We start from the raw sequence: 20,753 nt of genomic DNA on the forward strand, positions 1-20,753 counted from the left end.
CTCCATTAGCGAAAAATATCTATTATTTGAATGAATCGGATTCGGCCATGGCATCAAAAAAGAGGCTGGGACTTTTGTCCCAGCCTCTCAACTGTCTTTGGATTGTCGAGCAAGACGCAGTGGTTGAGTGGGCTCTACTACGCTGATTTTATCAGCTTTTACAGCTCCTACTCAACTGTGCGGAGGTGGGACGACGAAATCGAATTCTAACGAATGACCGATTTCTGTCCCACTCTCCAGTGAATTATTGAGTCAAATCAATTCGCTGGGCAATCTTTTTAATCAAAATAGCTCCGACAATCAGGGAAGCAAATTCACCCAAACCAGTTGTCAACCAATTCAAGAAGAATGGTGTTTTGTTCAAGATATGCAATTCTAAGGCAATCGTAAACATAGAGAGGGCAAAGAAAATTGAGAATAAGAAATGATCCTTGCGAATCCATCCATTAAAGAGATCTGTCTTTTCGTAACGTTTAAAGAGATATACTCCAAGTGTGACGAAGACCAAAGTAGATCCACCACCAACGACCACATCGATAATTCCATAACTCAAGAAGTTAGAAATCATACAGCCAATTGTCACAGACCAAATGTATTTCCGATTGTAGAAAGCCATAAAGTTAAGCATTTCAGAGACACGGAATTGGATCTCATTGCTTCCGATAGCATTCAATGGGGGAGTAATGGTCAAGGCCACATAGAGAGCTGCAACTAGGGCAATCTGTGCCAAGTCACGAACAGTATAGTTTTTCATCGTTTTCTCCTTTAGCGGTTTTCCCGCGTCTAATATGCTTGGTGAAAGAAGCTAAGCACCAAGGGTTGATTTTTGCCAATGAACCCTTGGTGTTAGAGTTGCATTCGACAAATCAACTTTCTAAGTATAGCACAAATAAGGAAATTATGATAGACTAATTGTATGAAAAAACTACTCCATCGAATCTTTAATAATGAAATTTTAGCCTACCTGATCTTTGGTGTTGCTACTACGATCGTTTCTGTTGCTACCCGGCTGATTGTTTTCCAACTGACAGACCAGGAACAACTAGCTACCTTGATTGGAAATATTGCAGGGATTCTCTTTGCCTTTGCTACCAACGATACTATTGTCTTTAAACAAGAAAGAAAAGGCTGGTTTAAACGGTTAATTGTCTTCTCTTTCGCTAGAATGGGCACTCTCGTTCTGGATCTCCTGATGACTACCATCTTCGTGACCCAGTATCCGGAAATCATTGGTCAGTTTGTCAACATGAATCGTACGGCTATCAATACCATCGAAACATTTGCTGCCCAATTTATGATTGTCATTTTGAACTATGTCTTCAGTAAACTTTTTGTCTTCCGAAATAAAAAGTAACTTCCGTAAAAAACAAAAAAACCGTCAGAACCTTTATGGGCTCTGACGGTTTTTTTAAACTTCTAAACTAGATGTTTGAGCGTTTAAATAAGAAATCTTTCCTTCTACACCAAAATAGTCCTTGACTAAGCCTTTTAATTCGTCCATCGCTTCTTTGGCACGGTTCGCTTGCTCTTCAGTCACTGCTTCCATAACAAGAATAGCCTGGCGAGTTTCTTCTGTCAGCATAGTCCTTTTAGCTTCCCGCCAATTTAAACAGCGACAAACAGCTCCTTCTTGGTCATAATAGATGATTTCATCCGGCAAAGCTGGAGCATCCTCCTCAGCTCCTAATGGGAAGAATGGCTCTCCACCCTTGGCTTTTCCTAAAGATAAGCCTCCAGCTAACTTTTCCATATCCTCACCACCACAAGGGATAGCATAGGCAAGAGATACACTATTATACAAATCAACTAAAGGATTAATGGGATAAAACTCCCGTCCTTGAGAAACACGTTTCAATAAGGCTTCAATGGAAGAACGGGCTCCTTTTTTAGTCTTGAATTTGGTAAAAGCCTGACGCCATTCCTGAACCACTGGGCTGGCAGTGAATTGTTCATCATCGATGAAGACTTTTGATCGAGCGACTCCCTTGTCGAGTAGATCCTTAAAATAGGGATCCTTGCTCTCGTCGACATGATTGTCGATTCCTTCTATAGTCATCACAACTACTTGTGCTTGGGGAAACAAATCCCAAAATTCTTGGTCTATTGTAACTTTCATTTCTTTTCCTCACTATAATTTCTTTTTTGGCCTTTTTTTACTAGCTCCCAATCCGCTGCGACGTTTTCACTCATCTTTGCAAGCCATTTTTCTAATTGAAGAATTTCTGCTTGTGAAAAACCTTTTAAAGCAGTCTTCTCAGAATATTCATGCTCAGCAAGTATGAAAGGATAAAGCGCTTGTCCCTTTTCCGTTAGGATCCATTTTTTTATCTTTTGATTTGAATGATCGTTTAGTTCTTGGATAAATCCTTTATCCGCTAATTTTTTGACAGAGCGGGCCACTGTTGAGCGGTCCATTTTTAATAGATCAGATAATTCCTCTTGAATGATCCCTGGGTGCTCTCCAATCCGTACCAAATACAAATATTGGCCTCTCGCCAGCTCCAAATCTCGGAACTCAATATTAGCAATCGAATCTAAGGCTCGAGCAATGATGCCAATCTCTCTTAGAACCTTCATTTGCTCCTCCTTTCCTTAAAATTGAGTTTATCACATTTTTATTGCATTTGCATCAAAAAATTCAAAAATAACAAAAAGCCGGATGAAAACCGGCTTCTTCATATGTTGTTTCTTTAAAATTATTCTTGATTTTTTCTCAAATTTTTAAGATGAAAACGACGCTTGAGTGAAGCTTCTTTTTGGTGAAAAGCTACTTGAGCTGACTTGTACTTGGCCACCACATCCCCGTCTTTTGTTTCGAATCGTGCTTCAATCGCATATTGAATACTAGCATTTAAGATACAGCCAATAATCAACACCTTGGCTACTAAAATAAACCAGAACATAATGACTGCTAAAAGGACCGACCCGAAGAAACGAGCATCTAAGAAACTCGTGATATAGTGATCGACATATTTCCAGAAGATATTCAAGGTCAAATAAAGGACTGCTGTCACAAAGATGGCTCCTGGAAAGACATAGCGAAACTTAGGAATTTTGATATTGGGTAGGGTGTAATAGAGCAAGAGCAAGGTCAAAAAGAGAAGGAAGTAAACCGAAGGGCCGGAAATATTTAGAAGGCGAAGGTAGATACTTTCATCAAACTTGAAAATCTGGTAGACGGTACGAATAATCATACGGCCAAACATAGTCAAAACGAGAGATAGACCAAACAGACCTTGTAGTGCAAAACTAATCAAGATACTGAAAATTCTCGCCCAGATAATCCCCCTCTCCTTCTCCACTCCATAACTTTTATTGAAGGCTCTTTGCAGGTAAGCGATACACTGTGAAGAGACCCATAAAGCAGAAATGATAGAAAAACTCAGCAAACCAGTAGACGGCTTGGTAAGCACCGATGAAATCACTTGCAAAACAATGCGGTACATGGAAGCAGGTAAGACTTCACGCAAGGTCAGCAAAATCTGAGTCGGACGAATCTGAAAGTAAGGAAGGATATTGGCTGCAATCAACAATAAAGGGAGAATCGAAATCAATAAATAATAGGCTACTGCTATACTAGTAATATCCGATTCAGAGGCCATATAAAAGCGCAGGAATCCCTTAATAAAGGGTCGTTGGCCTAGCCATTTTAGAAACTTTTTCATATCTTGCCTTTCCCTAAACAAAGTCATAAAAAGAGAAAAGAGCGAAACCGTTTTATCTATTCAGCTCCATTCTTTCCTCTCTACTTTTTTTAATAGGTTCCTTCTTCACCTTGACTGGTCAAAATAACAGGACCATCTTTCGTAATCACAAACTGATGTTCGTACTGACAAGAAAGACCACCGTCAAGAGTTTTGTGGGCCCAACCTGTCTTCATATCGGTATCGATTTCCCAAGTTCCAGTATTAATCATTGGTTCAATGGTCAAAACCATCCCCTCACGTAAGCGCAACCCGCGTCCTGCACGTCCATAGTGGGGAACCATTGGTTCCTCATGCATTGTCGGACCGACTCCATGACCGACCAAGTCACGGACCACTCCGTATCCTTTGCTTTCAGCATATTCTTGAATAGCTGCTCCGATATCACCTAGGCGGTTTCCGACAACTGCTTGTTCAATCCCCTTGTAGAGACATTCCTTGGTGACATCCATGAGATCTTTTACTTCTTGGGATACATTCCCAACTGCATAAGCCCAACAAGAATCCGCCAAACCACCAGAATAGTTTTCAGTATACTTTTTCACCTGAGCTACATTATCAAAGTCTAGTTTTGAAACATCAACAACAGACTTATCTAATGGCTCTGACAAGACCATATCCACCTTTAAGAGGTCACCTTCTTTTAACAGATAGTGGCGAGGAAAGGCATGAGCTACTTCATCATTGATCCCACAACAAGTTGCATAGGGATAGTCCATCAGACTTCCTTCCACACCGATCTGGAGGGGCAAGACATTGGCTTCTTTACAGCGACGTCGAACATACTCTTCTACTTCCCAAAGATCAAGACCTGGTTTGATCAAATCCCGAAGGCCAATATGGATACTGGCAAGAAAGTCTCCTGCACGGTCCATGGCTTCGATTTCACGCTGTGATTTCAATGTAATCATCTATTCCTACTTCCATTCTAATTAATTTTCAAAGTAACGGTGGCTTTCGTGACCAGCTGCAGATTCAAATACAAATCAAAATCTATAATAGCCGATCGTCTTGTTTGGCGAACAATACGCGTTTCAATCCGCAAGGTATCGTCCACTTGAACAGCTTGAAGATAATAGACCAACAGCTGTTCGATAATTAAATTTTTTCCAGAATTCATCATGAGCTGGCGAGTGACCGTTGTTAAAACTTCAGTGAGAACGCCATTCGAGAGAACGCCACTTTTTTCTAACATACTTGGTTCAACCGTCAGTTCAAAATGATTGGCTTGCAGAACCACTTTTTGACTGATTTGTTCACTAAAGGTTGGTAATCCAGACAATTGTTCCTTACTCATCCGGTCCATGACTGCACGACGGGTAATGACACCTAACAGGGTCTGATTGCTCCGAATAACAGGGATCATCTCAAAGTCTTCTGCAATCATGCGTTGACTGACATTGGCGATACTAGAAGAAAGGTTTGTCGTAAAGACCGTACGTGACATGACCTTGTCCAGAGTTGTCTGTGGTGTCTTATCGCCGGCATCCCGCATAGTCACCACTCCAACAACCATTTGGTGTTGATTAACGACAGGAAAGCGACTAAAACGGCTCTTTCTTACCAAATCTAGATAGTCACGTACGGTATCTGTTTCCCGTAAAAAACCATATTCATGCATAGGTGAATAGACTTGTTCAACCGTTAATATGTCTGTTTTGATTTGCATGTTGGCGAGAGCGCGATTGATCATGGTCGCCACAGTATAAGTATCGTGCTTGGTACGTAAGATAGGAGTTTGACCACTGTTACCTAGTTCTAAAATAGACGGATCGACATCGAAACCACCAGTTACAAGAACAGCATTGTCGTGTTTGAGAGCCAGACGTTGGATATTGGTCCGGTCTCCAACAATGAGGAGCCCACCTTCAGAGACATAGTCTAAAATATGCTCTTCTGTCATGGCACCGATATAAAACTTATTGAACTCTCGTTCCAGTCCTTCTTTACCTGCCAAGACTTCCGAACCGGTTATTTCTACAATCTCTCGAAAAGTCAGATGTTCCAGGACAGCCTTTTTGGACTTAACACGAACAGTCCCACTACGAGGTCTCGTTTCAACAATTCCACGATTTTCGGCTTCTTTAATGGCCCGATAGGCGGTCCCATCACTCACCTGTAAATAGTTCGAGATACTTCTCACACTGACACGCTTGCCAATTGGTAGTTTCTCCAAATAATCTAAGATCGCTTGGTGTTTACTCATTGAGATCTCCTCTATCTATGTAGAACTCGTAATAATCCCGCATCTTTCGGGTATAGCGGTCGCTTCCCTTGAATTGTCGTTTTAACGTATAACCGGCATGTAAAGCTACCTGTTGGCTGGCTAAATTTTCAACATGGGTAATAATTCGGACTTGTTTGAGATGAAATTCCTGGAAGGCCAAGAAGGTAATTTCTTTTACAACCTCTGTCATGAGGCCTTTGCCCCAATAATCCTTGTGTAAGAAATAACCAAGTTCTGCTTCTTTCTTAATTTCATCCAATTTTTCAAATTTAATCGATCCAATCACATGACCGATTTCCTTATCACAAATCGCCCATATTCCCAGAGGATTCTTTAAAAAATAATTAGCTAAGACATACTGGCATTCCTCTAGGGAAGTTTGTGCCGGGAAAATGAAAGGCAAATTATCTGGATTGGAGGATATCTTGTAAAAGTCAGCTGCATCACTATATAGAAAGGGCCTCAAGAAGAGGCGCTCTGTTTCGAAACATGAATATGCTGCTAGTTGCGTCCAAATGTTCATAAAAATCGTTCGTTATGCTTCATCAATTAACTTGATGTCAGCGCCCAATTGTTGCAATTTTTCAATGATATGCGAATAGCCACGAAGGATAAACTCAATATTGGTAATCTCTGTTCTCCCCTGTGCCATCAAACCTGCAATCACCAAGGCAGCTCCTGCACGCAGGTCTGTCGCTTTAACTGGAGCACCCGTTAATTGATTGGGTCCTTGGTAGACAATGCGATCACCAACTGTTTCAATCCTAGCCCCCATCCGCATCAGTTCAGCCACATGGTTGACCCGCTTTTGATAAATAGTATCTACAATGCTTCCCTTTCCATTAGCTGTCAAGAGCAAGGGGGTCAAGGGTTGCTGTAAATCAGTTGCAAATCCAGGGTAAGGAGAGGTTTTAATGTGAACAGCTTTTAGATTTTCTTGCTTTTCAACAAAAACACTATCCTCAGAAATGGTCATTCGAACTCCCATTTCTTCTAGCTTGGCAATAAAGCTTTCCAGGTGTTCATAGAGAACATTCGTAATTTGAATTCCTTCTCCCACAGCTGCAGCAAGAGCGATATAAGTCCCTGCCTCGATGCGATCTGGGATTACTTGGTGGCGCGTCCCGCGGAGATAGTCTACTCCTTCAATCGTAATGATATCTGTACCAGCTCCCCGGATGTGAGCCCCCATATTATTGAGAAGGGTCACGACATCAATGATCTCAGGTTCACGAGCGGCATTCTCAATAACAGTACGACCTTCCGCTTTGACAGCAGCAAGGATGGTATTAATCGTTGCGCCAACACTAACCGTATCCATATAGATGACTGCCCCACGAAGACGCTTCCCATTAGTAGAAAGGTTCATACTAGAACCATCCATGGTCATTTTAGCCCCCATCGCTTCAAAGGCTTTCAAATGTAGATCAATTGGACGCGGACCTAAGTCACATCCCCCTGGTAGACCTACCGTTGCTTGGCCATAACGTCCCAAAAGACTTCCATAGAAATAGTAAGAAGCACGAAGACTATTGATCTTTCCAAATGGCATTGGCATATCTTGCACACCACGTGGATCAATGACAAGGGTCTCCCCATCTCGCTCCACTTTTGCTCCCATCAGAGTCATAATGTCAATCAAGCTAGCCACATCTGAAATATCTGGAACACCATCAAGTGTCACAATTTCGTCTGCTAAAATAGTAGCTGGAATAAGGGCCACCACGCTATTTTTTGCACCACTAATGGTCACCTCACCTTTTAATGGGCGACCACCATTAATTATAATTTTTTTCATGTTAATTTATATAAGCTCTTTCAATCATTCAGTAAAAAATTACCGCATCTATTATATCATAAAAACGCTTCATTTTCCACTCATTCTTATCTTTTGATCAGTCGATCCAATCCTTGAAAACTTAAGCTATATCTTTTACTATTTTTTTATATTTTCAGTATCTTTCCTAGTTTATTTATGTCTTTCGCTGATTTATCTATGCTGCTTACTCATTCACTGTAAGTATAGTCTCTTCTTTTCAATCAAAAGAGAGTGGGGCAGAAATCGGTAATTCGTTAGAATTCTATTTCGTCGTCCCACCTCCGCACAGTTGACTTGGGCTGTAAAAAATGATGAAATCAGCGTAGTAGAGCCCACTCAACCACTGCGTCTTGCTCGACAATCCAAAGAAAATTGAGAGGCTAGGACTTTTGTCCCAGCCTCTTTCTGTGTTTATTTCACTTCGTTCCCTAGTTCATATTTACTGTCTTTTAGAGCTCGGCTCAAGGACCATTTCCAAGGTTTCCCTTCAATGGTTACTTGATGCCTCTCTAAATCAACTCTTACTTCTTCTACACCTTTTACTGCGGATAATTTTTCAGTGACAGCATTGGCACAACCTTGGCATTTCATTCCAGTAATTTCATATGTTTTTGACATATTTTTGTCCTTTCTTTCGCACAAGGAGATCATTTTTCTCCTAGATTTTATAATTTTTTTCGCTTTAATCTTAAAGCATTGACGACGACGGATACCGAGCTAAAACTCATGGCTAGACCCGCTAACATAGGATTTAAAAGGGGACCTCCAAAGAGATGGAGAAGACCCATCGCTACCGGAATCGCTAAAACATTGTAGATAAAGGCCCAGAACAAATTTTCTTTGATAGTCTGAATCGTGTAGCGACTAATTTCCAAGGCCCGGACAACATCCATCAATTGAGGTTTCATGACTACGATATCTGCACTTTCCATGGCAATATCTGTCCCAGATCCCATGGCAATCCCGATATCTGCAGTTGCAAGAGCTGGTGCATCGTTGATTCCATCTCCCACCATGATAACAGACTGGCCTTCTGCTTGCAAATCTTGGATCACCTGAGATTTTTCTTGTGGAAGGACCTGACTGATGACCTGCCGGATTCCAGCCTTCTTGGCAATGACTTGAGCAGTTCGTTCATTATCCCCAGTTAGCATGATCACCTTCTTGCCCATTTTTTCAAGATTAGCAACCATTTCTAAACTATCTTCCTTGATGCGGTCTGCTACGCCAAATAGAGCCATTAATCGCCCATCTTCAGCTAAGAAAATCGGGGTTTGTCCATCCTGGGTCATGACTTCCAAGTCTGCCTTGGCGAGACGAACATCGATTCCTTCCTCTTCCATTAGCGTTTGATTCCCAGCTAGATAAACCTTCCCTGCATATCTAGCAGAGAGACCCCTCCCTGTTAAACTAGAGAAGTTTTCCATCTCTAATAAGTCTAGATGCGCTTCTTTTGCAGCATCCAGAATAGCCTGTCCCAGCGGGTGCTCGGATCTAGCTTCCAGAGATGCTAGGATTTGTAAGGCATCCTTCGTTTGACTATAGAGATAGGATGAGGACAACTGAGGTTTTCCTTGAGTGATGGTCCCTGTTTTATCGAAAACCAATACTTGAGCTTGATGGGCCAGCTCAAGGACATCCCCTCTCTTGTAGAGGATCCCATGCTCTGCGCCTAATCCTGTTCCCACCATGATGGCTGTTGGAGTCGCCAAGCCTAGCGCACACGGACAGGCAATCACCAAGACACTAATCGTAACCGTCATAGCAAAAGTGAAGGTTTCGCCCATGATGAAGTACCAAAAGAGGCCTGATAAGAGGGCAATCCCAATGACTACAGGGACAAAGAATCCTGCCACTTGATCAGCAATCTTGGCAATCGGTGCTTTGGTTTGTTGGGCATCTTCTACCAGCTGAATGATTTGTGCTAGTAGAGTATCCCGACCAACCTTTTCAGCTTCATAGACCAAGCTTCCTTGACCATTGATGGAGCCAGCGTAAACTGAACTGCCTTCAGTTTTTTGGATTGGGATCGATTCACCCGTTAGCATGCTTTCATCAATAGCTGATTGTCCGGAAACCACTTGACCATCAACGGCTATTTTTTCACCTGGTTTGACCAGAATGTGATCTCCAATGGCCAAGTCTTCTACAGGCAATTTCACTTCTTTTCCATCCCGTAAGACCGTCGCCTCCTTGGCAGCCAGATGCATGAGTTTTTTAATGGCTTGAGAAGTACGTCCTTTTGACAGAGTTTCAAAATATTTACCTAGCGTAATTAGGGTCAAAATCACGGCTACAGACTCATAGTAAAGCTGGTGAACATGATGATGGTGACCAAGCAAGATATGATAAGTTCCATAGAGACTATAAAGAAAAGCTGCACTGGTAGCCAAAGCTACCAAGGCATCCATATTGGGATGACCTTTTAGAAGAGTTCGGAAACCATTTTGATAAAAGGCTCGTCCGAAGACCATCACGGGGATGGTCAAGGCCAAAAGAACAAGGGTGTAAGTTACGGGTGCACGATCAGGTGAGACAAAAGCAGGTACAGGCAGGCCAATCATGGGACCCATTGCTAGATAAAAGAGTGGCAGGGTGAAGATGGAAGACCAAAGGAGCCGGTTTCGGATTAATTGTAGCTTGTCTCCTTCCCGTTCCTCTTGACTCTTAGCTGTATCTGGATTGTAAAGTACTGCCTCATAGCCAGCATCCGCTACCGCCTTTGAAATAGCCTCTGGACTCAAAGGCTCCCCTTGGTATTCTACCGTCATTTTTTCAGTGGTTAAATTTACCGTCGCTTTTTCAACACCGTCCAGATGATTGACAGCTTTCTCCACATTGATCACACAGGATGCACAAGTCATCCCATTGACGACAAAGGTTTCTTCTTTCATTGATCTTCCTCCACATGACTGACACAGTGACATTGCCCAGGTTGGCAATCACATTGAACCCGCTCCACGCTCTCTTTGGATGTGAGAATCTCTTGCAAGTCTTTGATCTGTTTTTTCATCATTGGTGTTTGCTGGATCAGTTGCCCCAATAATTGACTATGCTTGGTCAAGCAGATCTTACTTAAAACTTCATAGACAGCTGTTAAATTGGCCTCTTCTTCATTGAGGACAGCCTGATACAGATAGGTTCGACCTTCTCTTCGGCTCGTCAGATAGCCTTTATCAGCTAAGCGCCCCAAGAGGGTTTTTACCGTTGATGCGGACCAGTCCTGCTTGGTGGAAAGAATCTTAGTTATTTCTGTAGAAGTCGTTTCTCCCTTGGTCCAAAGGACTCTCATGACTTCCCATTCAGCACTTGAAATCTTAGCCATTCATTTTCCTTTCTATCTCCTATCATGGATGGATGGTTTACATTTGTAGTTTTATTATACACTTCCTATTTTTCTTGTCAATACTTTTGTTTACATTTGTAGATTTATTTTACAAAAAAGAGGCTGGGACAAAAGTCCTAGCCTCTCAATTATCTTTGGATTGTCGAGCAAGACGCAGTGGTTGAGTGGGCTCTTTGTTCGCTTTTTAAGCTCCAAATATGACCTAATGAGGGAAACAAAGTTTCCTTTATCTGCAACCTTCAACAGTCTCCCAGACTGTTGAAGCTGTGCGGAGGTGGGAAGACGAAATCGAATTCTAACGAATGACCGATTTCTGTCCCACTCTCTCTTTCTATCTACTTACTTAACTGCTTCTTTCAAGGCTTCAACCTTGTCCAAGCGTTCCCATGGAAGATCAATATCCGTCCGTCCCATATGTCCATAAGCCGCTGTTTGACGGTAGATCGGACGTTTGAGGTCAAGCATTTGGATAATTCCTGCAGGACGAAGGTCAAAGATTTGACGCGCAGCTTGCTCCAGCTTGCTTTCTGCTACTGTTCCTGTACCAAAGGTATCGATCCGCACAGATACAGGATGAGCCACCCCAATAGCATAAGCCAATTGTACTTCTGCTTTCTTAGCAAGACCTGCAGCCACAATGTTTTTAGCAATGTAGCGAGCTGCATAAGAAGCGGAACGGTCCACCTTAGTTGCATCCTTACCAGAGAAGGCGCCACCACCGTGACGTGAATAACCACCATAGGTATCTACGATGATCTTACGACCCGTCAAACCTGAGTCTCCTTGAGGTCCTCCGATTACGAAACGACCTGTTGGATTGATGAAGAATTTCGTTTCGTCGTCAAGATAAGAAGCTGGAATCACTTCCTTGATGACCTTGTTAATCACATCCTCATGGATTTGTTCATTGCTCACTTCTGGATCGTGTTGGGTTGAAATAACGACTGTATCCACGCGCACTGGCTGGTCATTTTCATCATACTCAACCGTAACTTGTGATTTAGCATCTGGACGAAGATAGCTGATTTCACCAGACTTACGTAGCTCTGCCAAACGACGAACCAACTTGTGGCTAAGTGAGATTGGAAGTGGCATGAGTTCTTCTGTCTCATCTACCGCAAAACCAAACATGAGACCTTGGTCTCCTGCCCCGATTAAATCAAGTGGATCTTGATCAGCATTTCCACGAACTTCCAAGGCTTCATTAACCCCTTGGGCAATATCAGGAGATTGTTCTACCAATGATGGGTGTACTCCTACAGTTTCCGCTGAGAATCCATATTCTGTATTGGTGTAACCAATTTCAGCAATGGTATCACGAACCACACGGTTAATGTCCACATAAGCATTTGTCGAAATTTCACCGAAAACATGCACTGAACCAGTATAAACAGCTGTTTCTGCAGCAACGTGTGCTTCTGGATCTTGCTCTAAAATAGCATCCAAAATAGCATCTGAAATTTGGTCTGCAATCTTATCCGGATGCCCCTCAGATACAGATTCAGACGTGAATAATTTACGTTCTGACATAAAAATGTCCCCCCTTAAAAAATATTCGTTATAGAGTTACAAAGAACTGGTAGATGCTTTCTACCACCTTATCGGGACCATATAACTTAACTATTATAACACGATTTTGCACGAGAATTCCTTTTTTATTAAAAGAAAAAGATATAGTTTGAAACTATACCTTCTTCAGTTAAACCGCTATTTAGCTCTAATCCTTATAGTAGCAAAGTCCCTATTAATACAAGGATAGTGGAAATGATAGATGGAATTCGAAATAGAAACCAATCCGGATCACCAGCAAATAACATCGAGACGAAATAGAGAGCTACAGAGACAAATAGAATCTCCTTATTGATGGTTGTCCTTCCAATACCAAGTAGGACTGTCGCAATAATATAACAAATCAAGTGAGGTCCCAAGAAGATTAGGAAGGCAATTGCCCATCCTCCTGCTAACAGAGCACTCCCTATAAACAATCCAAGATAGCCGATGGCAAAACATATTGCAAAAGTTAGAAGGCCCGTATGAGGAACAGAATTTTCTGGGGCTTGCTCCATCATTGGTGGCTGAACAGGATTTGCTAGGCCTTGATTCGGCATGGGTGGCTGAGCTGTCCCTTCAGGAAGATCATTATGTCCTTGGTTTGGTTGATATTGTGGATCTTGATCTGACATCTTTATCCCTCCTCTTTTATCATCTTATAAATTGGTTTTACAGTGTATTCTACTCTTATTATACCCGATTTATTGAAATTGCATATGCTAAAATTGGTGATAAATTTTATCTATCAGCTTGATAAATTATCCATATTATTCAAATGATTTGTTTCGTGTTACAATGACTGTATTATTTTCTAATCAGTAAGGTAGCATTTCTTTTTTCCTTGCTCATTAGAGAGGAGGAAATCATTTTTGGATTGGTCAATTGTTGAACAATATTTTCCACTCTACCAGCAGGCCTTTTTCTTGACCTTTCACATTGCCTTCTGGGGAATTTTAGGTTCATTTCTTTTAGGACTGATTGTGAGTATCATCCGACATTATCGTCTACCGATTTTAAGTCAACTAGCTGGTTGTTACATCGAACTTTCTCGAAATACACCGCTCTTGATTCAGCTCTTCTTCCTCTACTTTGGCTTACCAAGAATAGGAGTCGTCCTTTCTTCAGAAGTCTGTGCAACCATTGGTCTTATCTTTTTAGGTGGTTCCTATATGGCTGAGTCCTTCCGAAGCGGTCTAGAAGCAGTTAGCCAAACCCAGCATGAAATCGGTCTATCTATCGGGCTAACACCCAGACAGGTATTTCGCTATGTAATCCTACCGCAAGCAACGGCAGTGGCTCTGCCTTCCTTTAGCGCCAATGTCATTTTCCTGATTAAGGAGACCTCCGTATTCTCTGTAGTCGCTTTAGCTGACCTCATGTATGTAGCAAAGGATTTAATCGGGCTCTATTACGAGACAGATATCGCCTTGGCCATGTTGGTCATTGCCTATCTGCTACTCTTACTACCGATTTCACTTCTCTTTAGTTGGATAGAAAGGAGATTACGCCATGCAGGATTCGGGAATTCAGGTACTCTTTCAGGGAAATAATCTCCTTCGAATACTCCAAGGCTTGGGTGTGACAATTGGAATCTCCATCGTCTCTGTCCTCCTATCTATGATCCTTGGGACCCTACTCGGCATCGTTATGACTTCTCAATCAAAAGTCATTCGTTTACTCACTCGCTTTTATCTCGAATTTATTCGAATCATGCCCCAGTTGGTCTTGCTCTTTATCGTTTACTTCGGTTTGGCCCGCAACTTCAATATAAACATTTCTGGTGAAAGCTCAGCCATTATCGTCTTTACCCTTTGGGGAACGGCTGAGATGGGAGATTTGGTCCGTGGGGCCATCACCTCTCTTCCAAAACACCAGTTTGAAAGTGGACAGGCCTTAGGATTAAGTAAGGTCCAACTATACCGCTACATCATCATCCCACAGGTTCTCAGACGATTGCTTCCACAAGCTATTAACTTGATTACCCGTATGATTAAAACAACCTCATTAGTGGTCCTCATCGGGGTTGTAGAAGTAACCAAGGTTGGCCAACAAATCATCGATAGCAACCGCCTGACCATCCCTACCGCTTCTTTTTGGATATATGGAACCATTTTAGTCTTGTACTTTATCGTTTGCTTCCCTATTTCCAAATTAGCAGGACATTTAGAAAACCACTGGAGGAATTAATATGTCTGAAACCATTTTAGAAATCAAGGACTTAAAAAAATCCTTTGGAGACACTCCTATCCTTCAAGGACTTTCCCTCAAGGTTCAAAAAGGGGAGGTCGTAGTAATCTTGGGGCCTTCTGGTTGTGGTAAGAGCACTCTTCTTCGTTGTATCAATGGCTTAGAAAGCATTCAAGCTGGCGATATCCTCTTAGATGGTCAATCCATCACAAGGAACCAAAAAGACTTCCACATAGTCCGCCAAAAGATTGGGATGGTTTTCCAAAGTTATGAACTCTTCCCCCATTTGGACGTCCTCCAAAACTTGATCCTAGGCCCTACAAAAGCTCAAGGACGACCTAAAGAGGAGGTCATCCAAGAAGCAGAAGAGTTACTGGAACGAGTCGGACTCTCAGATAAAAAACATAGCTACGCAAGACAGTTGTCTGGAGGACAGAAACAACGGGTAGCCATTGTTCGTTCCCTTCTCATGCATCCAGAAATTATCCTCTTCGATGAAGTGACCGCTTCTCTTGACCCTGAGATGGTGCGGGAAGTTCTGGAGCTCATCAATGACCTGGCACAAGAAGGGCGCACTATGATTCTGGTAACCCACGAGTTACAGTTCGCACAAGCCATTGCCGATCGGATCATTTTCTTGGATCAGGGCAAAATTACTGAAGAAGGAAGTGCTCACTCCTTCTTTACCAACCCACAAACCCAACGAGCACAAGAATTTTTAAATGTATTTGACTTTAGCCAATTTGGCTCATATCTATAAAGGAGATTTTTATGAAATTCATTAAACCAATTTTAGTTCTATTCACCTTCGCCCTTGCTCTACTCTTTATCACAGCTTGTGGATCTAGCAAAACTACTTCTTCCGGCTCAAAAGCACGTACCATTGAAGAAATCAAGAAAAGTGGTGAGCTTCGTATCGCAGTCTTTGGGGACAAAAAACCATTTGGATATGTTGATAATGACGGTTCATACCAAGGATATGATATCGAACTAGGAAATCAATTAGCCAAAGACCTAGGAGTCAAACCTAAATATGTTTCAGTGGATGCGGCTAACCGTGCCGAATACTTGATTTCCAACAAAGTGGATATCACCTTGGCCAACTTCACCGTAACAGATGAGCGCAAGAAACAAGTAGACTTCGCCCTTCCTTACATGAAGGTTTCACTCGGTGTAGTGTCTCCTAAAGATAAAGTCATCACAGATGTGAAACAATTGGAAGGAAAAACCTTAATCGTAACCAAGGGGACCACTGCTGAAACTTACTTCGAAAAGAACCATCCAGAAGTAAAACTTCAAAAGTATGACCAATACAGCGATGCCTATCAAGCTCTCCTAGATGGACGTGGGGATGCCTTCTCAACAGACAACACTGAAGTCCTTGCTTGGGCACTTGAAAACAAGGGATACGAAGTTGGAATTACCTCACTTGGTGATCCAGATACGATTGCACCTGCTGTTCAAAAAGGAAACAAAGAACTCCTCGATTTCATTAATGATGACATTAAAAAGCTTGGTAAAGAAAACTTCTTCCACAAAGCTTACGATAAAACTCTTCATCCAACATACGGAGATGCTGCAAAAGCAGATGATCTCGTTGTTGAAGGTGGCGAAGTGAAATAACAAATAAAGAGGCTGGGACAAAAGTCCTAGCCTCTCAATTTTCTTTGGATTGTCGAGCAAGACGCAGTGGTTGAGTGGGCTCTACTACGCTGATTTCATCAGCTTTTACAGCCCTACTCAACTGTGCGGAGGTGGGACGACGAAATCGAATTCTAACGAATGACCGATTTCTGTCCCACTCTCTTTTTTTTAGTCAAAAACTATCTTCCACTGGTGGCGACTGGTCGTTTCCTCCAAAAGCATGCACTCAGTAAGACATCGATGGTTAAACAGAGAGGGGATCTGTAGAGGCCATAGCAAAACTTTCGTGCCATCATATTCACCTTCCTCTCATTCACATCCTAAAAACGAGTAGGAAAAATTCCTTTAACAAAATGATTACATGAATTAGCAGAGACTATAGTATATTCATCTAACTTTCTTACAAAGACAAAGGAATCTAAATAAAATCTGCCTCTGCAATAGCTTCTTTCACCACTTCCAATGGAAGGTGGACCAATTCTACTTCTTTTTCTCGGTAAAGATACTCTGCATATTCATCGATGCGGTATTGATGGATATAAACAACCCGCTTGCAGCCAACTTGAAGCAACTGCTTGGTACAATTGAGGCAAGGGAAATGGGTCACATAGGCTGTGAAACCTTTGGGAATTCCTCGTTCCGCTCCCTGTAAAATGGCATTGACTTCTGCATGGAGGGTCCGGACACAGTGCCCTTCCACCATGAGGCAGTCATGATCCAAGCAATGTTCTGTACCAGAGACAGAGCCATTGTAGCCCGTCGCAACCACCTTATGATCCTTGACTAATACAGCCCCTACCTTGGCCCGCTTACAGGTTGCGCGATTTGATATTAACAAAGCCTGCGCTGCAAAATACTCATCCCAGGCTAACCGTTTATGTCCCACAGTCTTGTCCTCCTTCATGAACCTTCTAATTTTTTTCATTATAGCACGAAATCAGCTGAAATAAAAGAAGTCATTGTCACAACCGATTCCTTCATCTAAAAAAAGAGACCCAAATGGATCTCTTTATCAATTATTTACCAAGTTTTGCTTTCGCTGCGTCTGCAAGAGCTGTGAAAGCTGCTGCATCGTTAACAGCCAAGTCAGCAAGCATTTTACGGTTTACTTCGATCTCAGCCAATTTCAAACCATGCATCAATTGTGAGTATGAAAGACCATTCATACGAGCTGCCGCATTGATACGTGTGATCCACAATTTGCGGAAGTCACGTTTCTTTTGACGACGGTCACGGTATGCATAGTAGTAAGAGTTCATTACTTGTTCTTTTGCAGTACGGAACAAGATGTGTTTAGCTCCATAGTAACCTTTAGCTAATTTAAGAATACGTTTACGACGTTTGCGTGATACAACGCCACCTTTAACACGTGCCATTTATATTTCCTCCAATATTTCCTAGAATTCTTTACTTACAAATACGCGATTATTTCAAGCGAGTAAGCATTGCTTTGATACGTTTGAAATCTCCTGAATGCACCATAGATGCTTTACGAAGATGACGACGTTGTTTCTTAGTTTTTCCGTGGAAACGGTGAGAAGTGTAAGCACGGAAACGTTTAAGTCCACCAGAACCTGTACGTTTGAAACGTTTAGCTGATGCGCGGTGTGTTTTTTGTTTTGGCATGATATTTTCTCCTTTTTTTAACTTTCTGACAGATTATTTCTTGTCAGTTGCTGGTGCCAACTGCATGAACATTTGACGACCATCCATTTTAGCACGTTGTTCGATGATAGCAATATCTTGAGTTGCTTCAGCGAAATCGGCTAAAACTTTTGCCCCAATCTCTTTATGGGTGATCATACGACCCTTAAAGCGAATGGAAACCTTCACTTTGTTCCCTTTTTCAAGGAACTTGCGAGCATTGCGAAGTTTTGTATCGAAATCACCCTTGTCAATAACTGGGCTCAAACGAACTTCTTTCACGGTCACAACGCTTTGTTTTTTGCGTTGTTCTTTTTGTTTCTTCTGGTACTCAAATTTGAACTTACCGTAGTCCATAATTTTCGCAACAGGAGGTTTAGCTTGAGGTTGAATGAGAACCAAGTCCACATTAGCGTCGTCCGCAAGTGCTTGCGCTTCACCAAGTGGTTTGATACCCAATTGTTCGCCCTCAAGACCGATTAAGCGAACTTCACGTACACGAATTTCATCATTGATGAATAAGTCTTGCTTTGCTATGGTTTTCACCTCTTTTTTTATTTTAGAGAAAAACAAGAGCGGACTTGCTAACGCAAACCCGCACTACATGATTATAGTTCATTTCTGAAACTTGATCCGTAGGGGCCAGACAACGTTAGTCGCAAGGCGAGAAGTTCTCACTTCTGCTTTTCTCATCTTGTATATGATATCAAGTTTATGATGGATTGTCAAGGATTTTTTTTGCTTTTTCTTCAATAAATGCAACCACTTGATCAATCTCGACACCAGTTGTGTCAAAATGAATGGCATCTGCTGCTGGTTTCAATGGAGAAACCTCTCGGTGACTATCTTTATAGTCCCGCTCAGCAATTTCTTTTTTCAATACTTCTAAATCTGTTTCAATGCCCTTGCTCAAATTTTCCTTATAGCGACGTTCCGCACGTTCTTCTACAGAAGCCACTAGGAAAATCTTCAACTCGGCACTTGGCAAGACAACCGTTCCAATATCGCGACCATCCATGACAATCCCACCTTGGGCTGCAATCTGTTGTTGCTGGGCCACCAGGCGCTCACGGACAGGAGCCAGGGCAGATACCCAAGAGACATTATTGGTCACTTCATTGTCACGAATTGGATGGGTCACATCGACATCAGCTACGAAGACTAATTGCTGACCGTCCTCAGAGCGACCAAAACTGACTGGATATTGGTTCAGTAGATCAACCAACTGGTCAACATCTGCTTCAGTCAAATCATGACGAAGAGCCAGATAGGTGGCTGCTCGGTACATAGCGCCCGTATCGAGATAAGTGTAGCCTAAATTTTTAGCAATAATCTTAGCGACAGTTGATTTCCCACTGGATGCAGGACCATCAATTGCGATTTGAATTTGTTTCATAGTCTATCCTTTATCGAATTTTGACCACATCACCTGGATTTGCATACCAAGAACCAGTTGACATGTGAGATGGATTCAGTTGCTCCAATTCGGCAATCGAAATACCGGCACGCGCCGCAATAGCTGCTTCTCCTTCACCAGCTAGAACTGTAATGGTTCCTTCTCCTGACTCATTATCACTTGAAGATTCTGATTTTTGTGCTTCAGGAGCAACGCTACTTGATGAAACCACTGTTGTTTCACCATTATAAAAACCACTCATTTGTTTCTTCTTATCGCTTCCACCTGTAGAAAGGTAAATTAAGAAGCAGACCATCGCTACAATAATAATGAAGAAAATAATCGCCAAGATGGTCAACAAGCGATCAGCTTTTATTCCATTCAATTTGTTAGTTCGTTTCAACGTTTCTTCTCCATCATCATAAATCTCTTCTTCCCATGGTTCTTTTGCCATGACTTCCTCCTTGTATTTTCCTCTAAAAATCATTACAATATTAGTATGAAAGTTACTCTAATACCTGATCGTTGTATCGCCTGCGGGCTCTGTCAAACTTACTCTGACCTATTTGACTACCATGACAATGGTATTGTCAAATTTTCATCTGAAGAAGATCTCTTAGAAAAAGAAATTGTCCAAGATGCTACTGTCCTAGAAGCCATCAAAAATTGTCCGACCCGAGCTCTTATCAAAGATTAAGAGCTTTTTTCATTATTAGCATAGTAGAGTTGATAATAGTCCACATGGATGAAGTTATCAGTCAACTCAATCTCACCCTTGAAATAATCGTTCAAGGCCAAAGCATTAATAAAGTATTTTTTGGGCCACTTACGCATACAGAAAGTCCGACTTCTTGATCCATCGTTGAAAATCAACTTGATGGAATTCTTTGTGACTTCCACTTTTTCAATCGATGAAATCGGAACTTTTATAGGAGTTAACGGATTCGCCGTGATAATACGTAAAATCCCATCATCATAAATCGTAAAATAACGATGCACTCCTACAGCCAGCAAGGCCATAAAGAGAAAGAATGAAAAGAGTACCACTGTCGGAATATTAGAACTCTCATACATCAGAGCTAGTCCAATAAAGACAGGTATAACCGATAAGGACCAATAGGTAATCAGCATGGATAAGTCAGGCTGCCAATGGTATCGGATTTTCCCAAAAATCTTAATCATATGCGGAACCCCCTCCTACTAGTTTAGCATAAAATCAACAAAAATAGAACAGG

The 20,753-nt window shown here is 41.9% G+C and carries 26 protein-coding genes, 1 riboswitch and 1 other annotated feature; of the genes, 6 read left to right on the plus strand and 20 right to left on the minus strand.

Annotated features, from left to right (window positions below; all coding sequences use genetic code 11):
- Positions 1 to 244: 244 nt before the first annotated feature.
- Positions 245 to 754 (minus strand): QueT transporter family protein, encoded by a 510-nt coding sequence (locus tag D8785_RS06730; protein WP_125374904.1) that lies wholly within the window; start codon positions 752 to 754, stop codon positions 245 to 247.
- Positions 752 to 888, minus strand: a riboswitch (PreQ1 riboswitch). (Overlaps the previous gene by 3 nt.)
- A gap of 28 nt (positions 889 to 916) precedes the next feature.
- Here D8785_RS06730 and D8785_RS06735 point away from each other — a divergent pair.
- A complete protein-coding gene (locus tag D8785_RS06735) occupies positions 917 to 1,354 on the plus strand; it encodes a GtrA family protein (protein WP_125374905.1) in 438 nt (145 codons plus the stop codon).
- 54 nt (positions 1,355 to 1,408) lie between these two features.
- Here the strand turns inward: D8785_RS06735 and D8785_RS06740 are convergent, their stop codons facing one another.
- From D8785_RS06740 to D8785_RS06800, 12 genes are all read right to left on the minus strand, one after another.
- Positions 1,409 to 2,116: a B3/B4 domain-containing protein gene (locus D8785_RS06740; protein ID WP_125374906.1), complete on the minus strand. Its 708-nt coding sequence runs from the start codon at positions 2,114 to 2,116 to the stop codon at positions 1,409 to 1,411.
- Positions 2,113 to 2,577: a MarR family winged helix-turn-helix transcriptional regulator gene (locus tag D8785_RS06745; RefSeq protein ID WP_125374907.1), complete on the minus strand. Its 465-nt coding sequence runs from the start codon at positions 2,575 to 2,577 to the stop codon at positions 2,113 to 2,115. The genes D8785_RS06740 and D8785_RS06745 overlap by 4 nt, the downstream gene beginning before the upstream one ends.
- 119 nt (positions 2,578 to 2,696) lie before the next feature.
- Complete coding sequence (locus D8785_RS06750; RefSeq protein WP_125374908.1) at positions 2,697 to 3,665, minus strand: YihY/virulence factor BrkB family protein; 969 nt, start codon at positions 3,663 to 3,665, stop codon at positions 2,697 to 2,699.
- Between the two features lie 89 nt (positions 3,666 to 3,754).
- Positions 3,755 to 4,615 (minus strand): methionyl aminopeptidase, encoded by an 861-nt coding sequence (locus tag D8785_RS06755; RefSeq protein WP_117744377.1) that lies wholly within the window; start codon positions 4,613 to 4,615, stop codon positions 3,755 to 3,757.
- A gap of 17 nt (positions 4,616 to 4,632) precedes the next feature.
- A complete protein-coding gene (spxR, locus tag D8785_RS06760; protein WP_125374909.1) occupies positions 4,633 to 5,910 on the minus strand; it encodes a CBS-HotDog domain-containing transcription factor SpxR in 1,278 nt (425 codons plus the stop codon).
- Positions 5,903 to 6,454, minus strand: coding sequence for a GNAT family N-acetyltransferase (locus D8785_RS06765; RefSeq protein WP_125374910.1), 552 nt, complete (start codon positions 6,452 to 6,454; stop codon positions 5,903 to 5,905). The genes spxR and D8785_RS06765 overlap by 8 nt, the downstream gene beginning before the upstream one ends.
- 12 nt (positions 6,455 to 6,466) lie before the next feature.
- Complete coding sequence (locus D8785_RS06770; RefSeq protein ID WP_125374911.1) at positions 6,467 to 7,729, minus strand: UDP-N-acetylglucosamine 1-carboxyvinyltransferase; 1,263 nt, start codon at positions 7,727 to 7,729, stop codon at positions 6,467 to 6,469.
- Between the two features lie 432 nt (positions 7,730 to 8,161).
- Entirely contained in the window at positions 8,162 to 8,368 is a 207-nt protein-coding gene (locus D8785_RS06780; RefSeq protein ID WP_125374912.1) for a heavy-metal-associated domain-containing protein, read from the minus strand.
- Between the two features lie 47 nt (positions 8,369 to 8,415).
- On the minus strand, positions 8,416 to 10,644 hold the full coding sequence (locus D8785_RS06785) for a heavy metal translocating P-type ATPase (protein WP_125374913.1): 2,229 nt from the start codon (positions 10,642 to 10,644) through the stop codon (positions 8,416 to 8,418).
- Positions 10,641 to 11,075, minus strand: coding sequence for a CopY/TcrY family copper transport repressor (locus D8785_RS06790; protein ID WP_125374914.1), 435 nt, complete (start codon positions 11,073 to 11,075; stop codon positions 10,641 to 10,643). Before D8785_RS06790 ends, D8785_RS06785 begins: the two co-directional genes overlap by 4 nt.
- A 360-nt stretch (positions 11,076 to 11,435) precedes the next feature.
- On the minus strand, positions 11,436 to 12,626 hold the full coding sequence (gene metK, locus D8785_RS06795) for a methionine adenosyltransferase (RefSeq protein ID WP_125374915.1): 1,191 nt from the start codon (positions 12,624 to 12,626) through the stop codon (positions 11,436 to 11,438).
- Positions 12,627 to 12,820: 194 nt separating this feature from the next.
- The gene (locus D8785_RS06800) at positions 12,821 to 13,279 is read right to left on the minus strand and encodes a hypothetical protein (protein WP_125374916.1); all 459 of its coding nucleotides are present in this window, start codon (positions 13,277 to 13,279) and stop codon (positions 12,821 to 12,823) included.
- Positions 13,280 to 13,516: 237 nt separating this feature from the next.
- Here D8785_RS06800 and D8785_RS06805 point away from each other — a divergent pair, with 237 nt between their 5' ends.
- From D8785_RS06805 to D8785_RS06820, 4 genes are read left to right on the plus strand one after another with little or no spacing between them, the layout of a single operon-like run.
- On the plus strand, positions 13,517 to 14,197 hold the full coding sequence (locus D8785_RS06805) for an amino acid ABC transporter permease (protein WP_125374917.1): 681 nt from the start codon (positions 13,517 to 13,519) through the stop codon (positions 14,195 to 14,197).
- Complete coding sequence (locus D8785_RS06810; RefSeq protein ID WP_117744386.1) at positions 14,157 to 14,834, plus strand: amino acid ABC transporter permease; 678 nt, start codon at positions 14,157 to 14,159, stop codon at positions 14,832 to 14,834. The genes D8785_RS06805 and D8785_RS06810 overlap by 41 nt, the downstream gene beginning before the upstream one ends.
- A 1-nt stretch (position 14,835) precedes the next feature.
- Positions 14,836 to 15,594, plus strand: coding sequence for an amino acid ABC transporter ATP-binding protein (locus D8785_RS06815; RefSeq protein WP_125374918.1), 759 nt, complete (start codon positions 14,836 to 14,838; stop codon positions 15,592 to 15,594).
- Positions 15,595 to 15,605: 11 nt separating this feature from the next.
- Complete coding sequence (locus D8785_RS06820; RefSeq protein ID WP_125374919.1) at positions 15,606 to 16,457, plus strand: cysteine ABC transporter substrate-binding protein; 852 nt, start codon at positions 15,606 to 15,608, stop codon at positions 16,455 to 16,457.
- A 439-nt stretch (positions 16,458 to 16,896) separates the two neighbouring features.
- On the opposite strand, the gene D8785_RS06830 is transcribed toward D8785_RS06820, so the two are convergent.
- The 6 genes from D8785_RS06830 to D8785_RS06855 form a co-directional block, all read right to left on the minus strand.
- A complete protein-coding gene (locus D8785_RS06830) occupies positions 16,897 to 17,364 on the minus strand; it encodes a deoxycytidylate deaminase (protein WP_023023644.1) in 468 nt (155 codons plus the stop codon).
- A 130-nt stretch (positions 17,365 to 17,494) separates the two neighbouring features.
- Positions 17,495 to 17,854 carry a 50S ribosomal protein L20 gene (gene rplT, locus D8785_RS06835; protein WP_000124834.1) on the minus strand — a complete coding sequence of 120 codons (360 nt, stop codon included), beginning with the start codon at positions 17,852 to 17,854 and terminating at the stop codon, positions 17,495 to 17,497.
- 49 nt (positions 17,855 to 17,903) lie between these two features.
- Positions 17,904 to 18,104 carry a 50S ribosomal protein L35 gene (gene rpmI, locus D8785_RS06840; protein ID WP_001125942.1) on the minus strand — a complete coding sequence of 67 codons (201 nt, stop codon included), beginning with the start codon at positions 18,102 to 18,104 and terminating at the stop codon, positions 17,904 to 17,906.
- 33 nt (positions 18,105 to 18,137) lie between these two features.
- Positions 18,138 to 18,668 carry a translation initiation factor IF-3 gene (gene infC / locus D8785_RS06845; RefSeq protein WP_006597373.1) on the minus strand — a complete coding sequence of 177 codons (531 nt, stop codon included), beginning with the start codon at positions 18,666 to 18,668 and terminating at the stop codon, positions 18,138 to 18,140.
- A 15-nt stretch (positions 18,669 to 18,683) separates the two neighbouring features.
- Positions 18,684 to 18,814 (minus strand) — a sequence feature (ribosomal protein L20 leader region).
- Between the two features lie 20 nt (positions 18,815 to 18,834).
- On the minus strand, positions 18,835 to 19,518 hold the full coding sequence (gene cmk, locus D8785_RS06850; protein WP_123160393.1) for a (d)CMP kinase: 684 nt from the start codon (positions 19,516 to 19,518) through the stop codon (positions 18,835 to 18,837).
- A gap of 10 nt (positions 19,519 to 19,528) precedes the next feature.
- Complete coding sequence (locus D8785_RS06855; protein ID WP_125374920.1) at positions 19,529 to 19,972, minus strand: SAG1386/EF1546 family surface-associated protein; 444 nt, start codon at positions 19,970 to 19,972, stop codon at positions 19,529 to 19,531.
- A gap of 45 nt (positions 19,973 to 20,017) precedes the next feature.
- Here D8785_RS06855 and D8785_RS06860 point away from each other — a divergent pair, with 45 nt between their 5' ends.
- Complete coding sequence (locus tag D8785_RS06860; RefSeq protein WP_162614525.1) at positions 20,018 to 20,215, plus strand: ferredoxin; 198 nt, start codon at positions 20,018 to 20,020, stop codon at positions 20,213 to 20,215.
- Here D8785_RS06860 and D8785_RS06865 read toward each other — a convergent pair.
- Positions 20,212 to 20,700: an EbsA family protein gene (locus tag D8785_RS06865; protein WP_125374921.1), complete on the minus strand. Its 489-nt coding sequence runs from the start codon at positions 20,698 to 20,700 to the stop codon at positions 20,212 to 20,214. The two genes, D8785_RS06860 and D8785_RS06865, sit on opposite strands and share 4 nt — an antisense overlap.
- Positions 20,701 to 20,753: the final 53 nt, after the last annotated feature.

Origin of the sequence: Streptococcus australis, assembly GCF_003943615.1 — a bacterium.
Taxonomy (GTDB): Bacteria; Bacillota; Bacilli; order Lactobacillales; family Streptococcaceae; genus Streptococcus; species Streptococcus australis_C.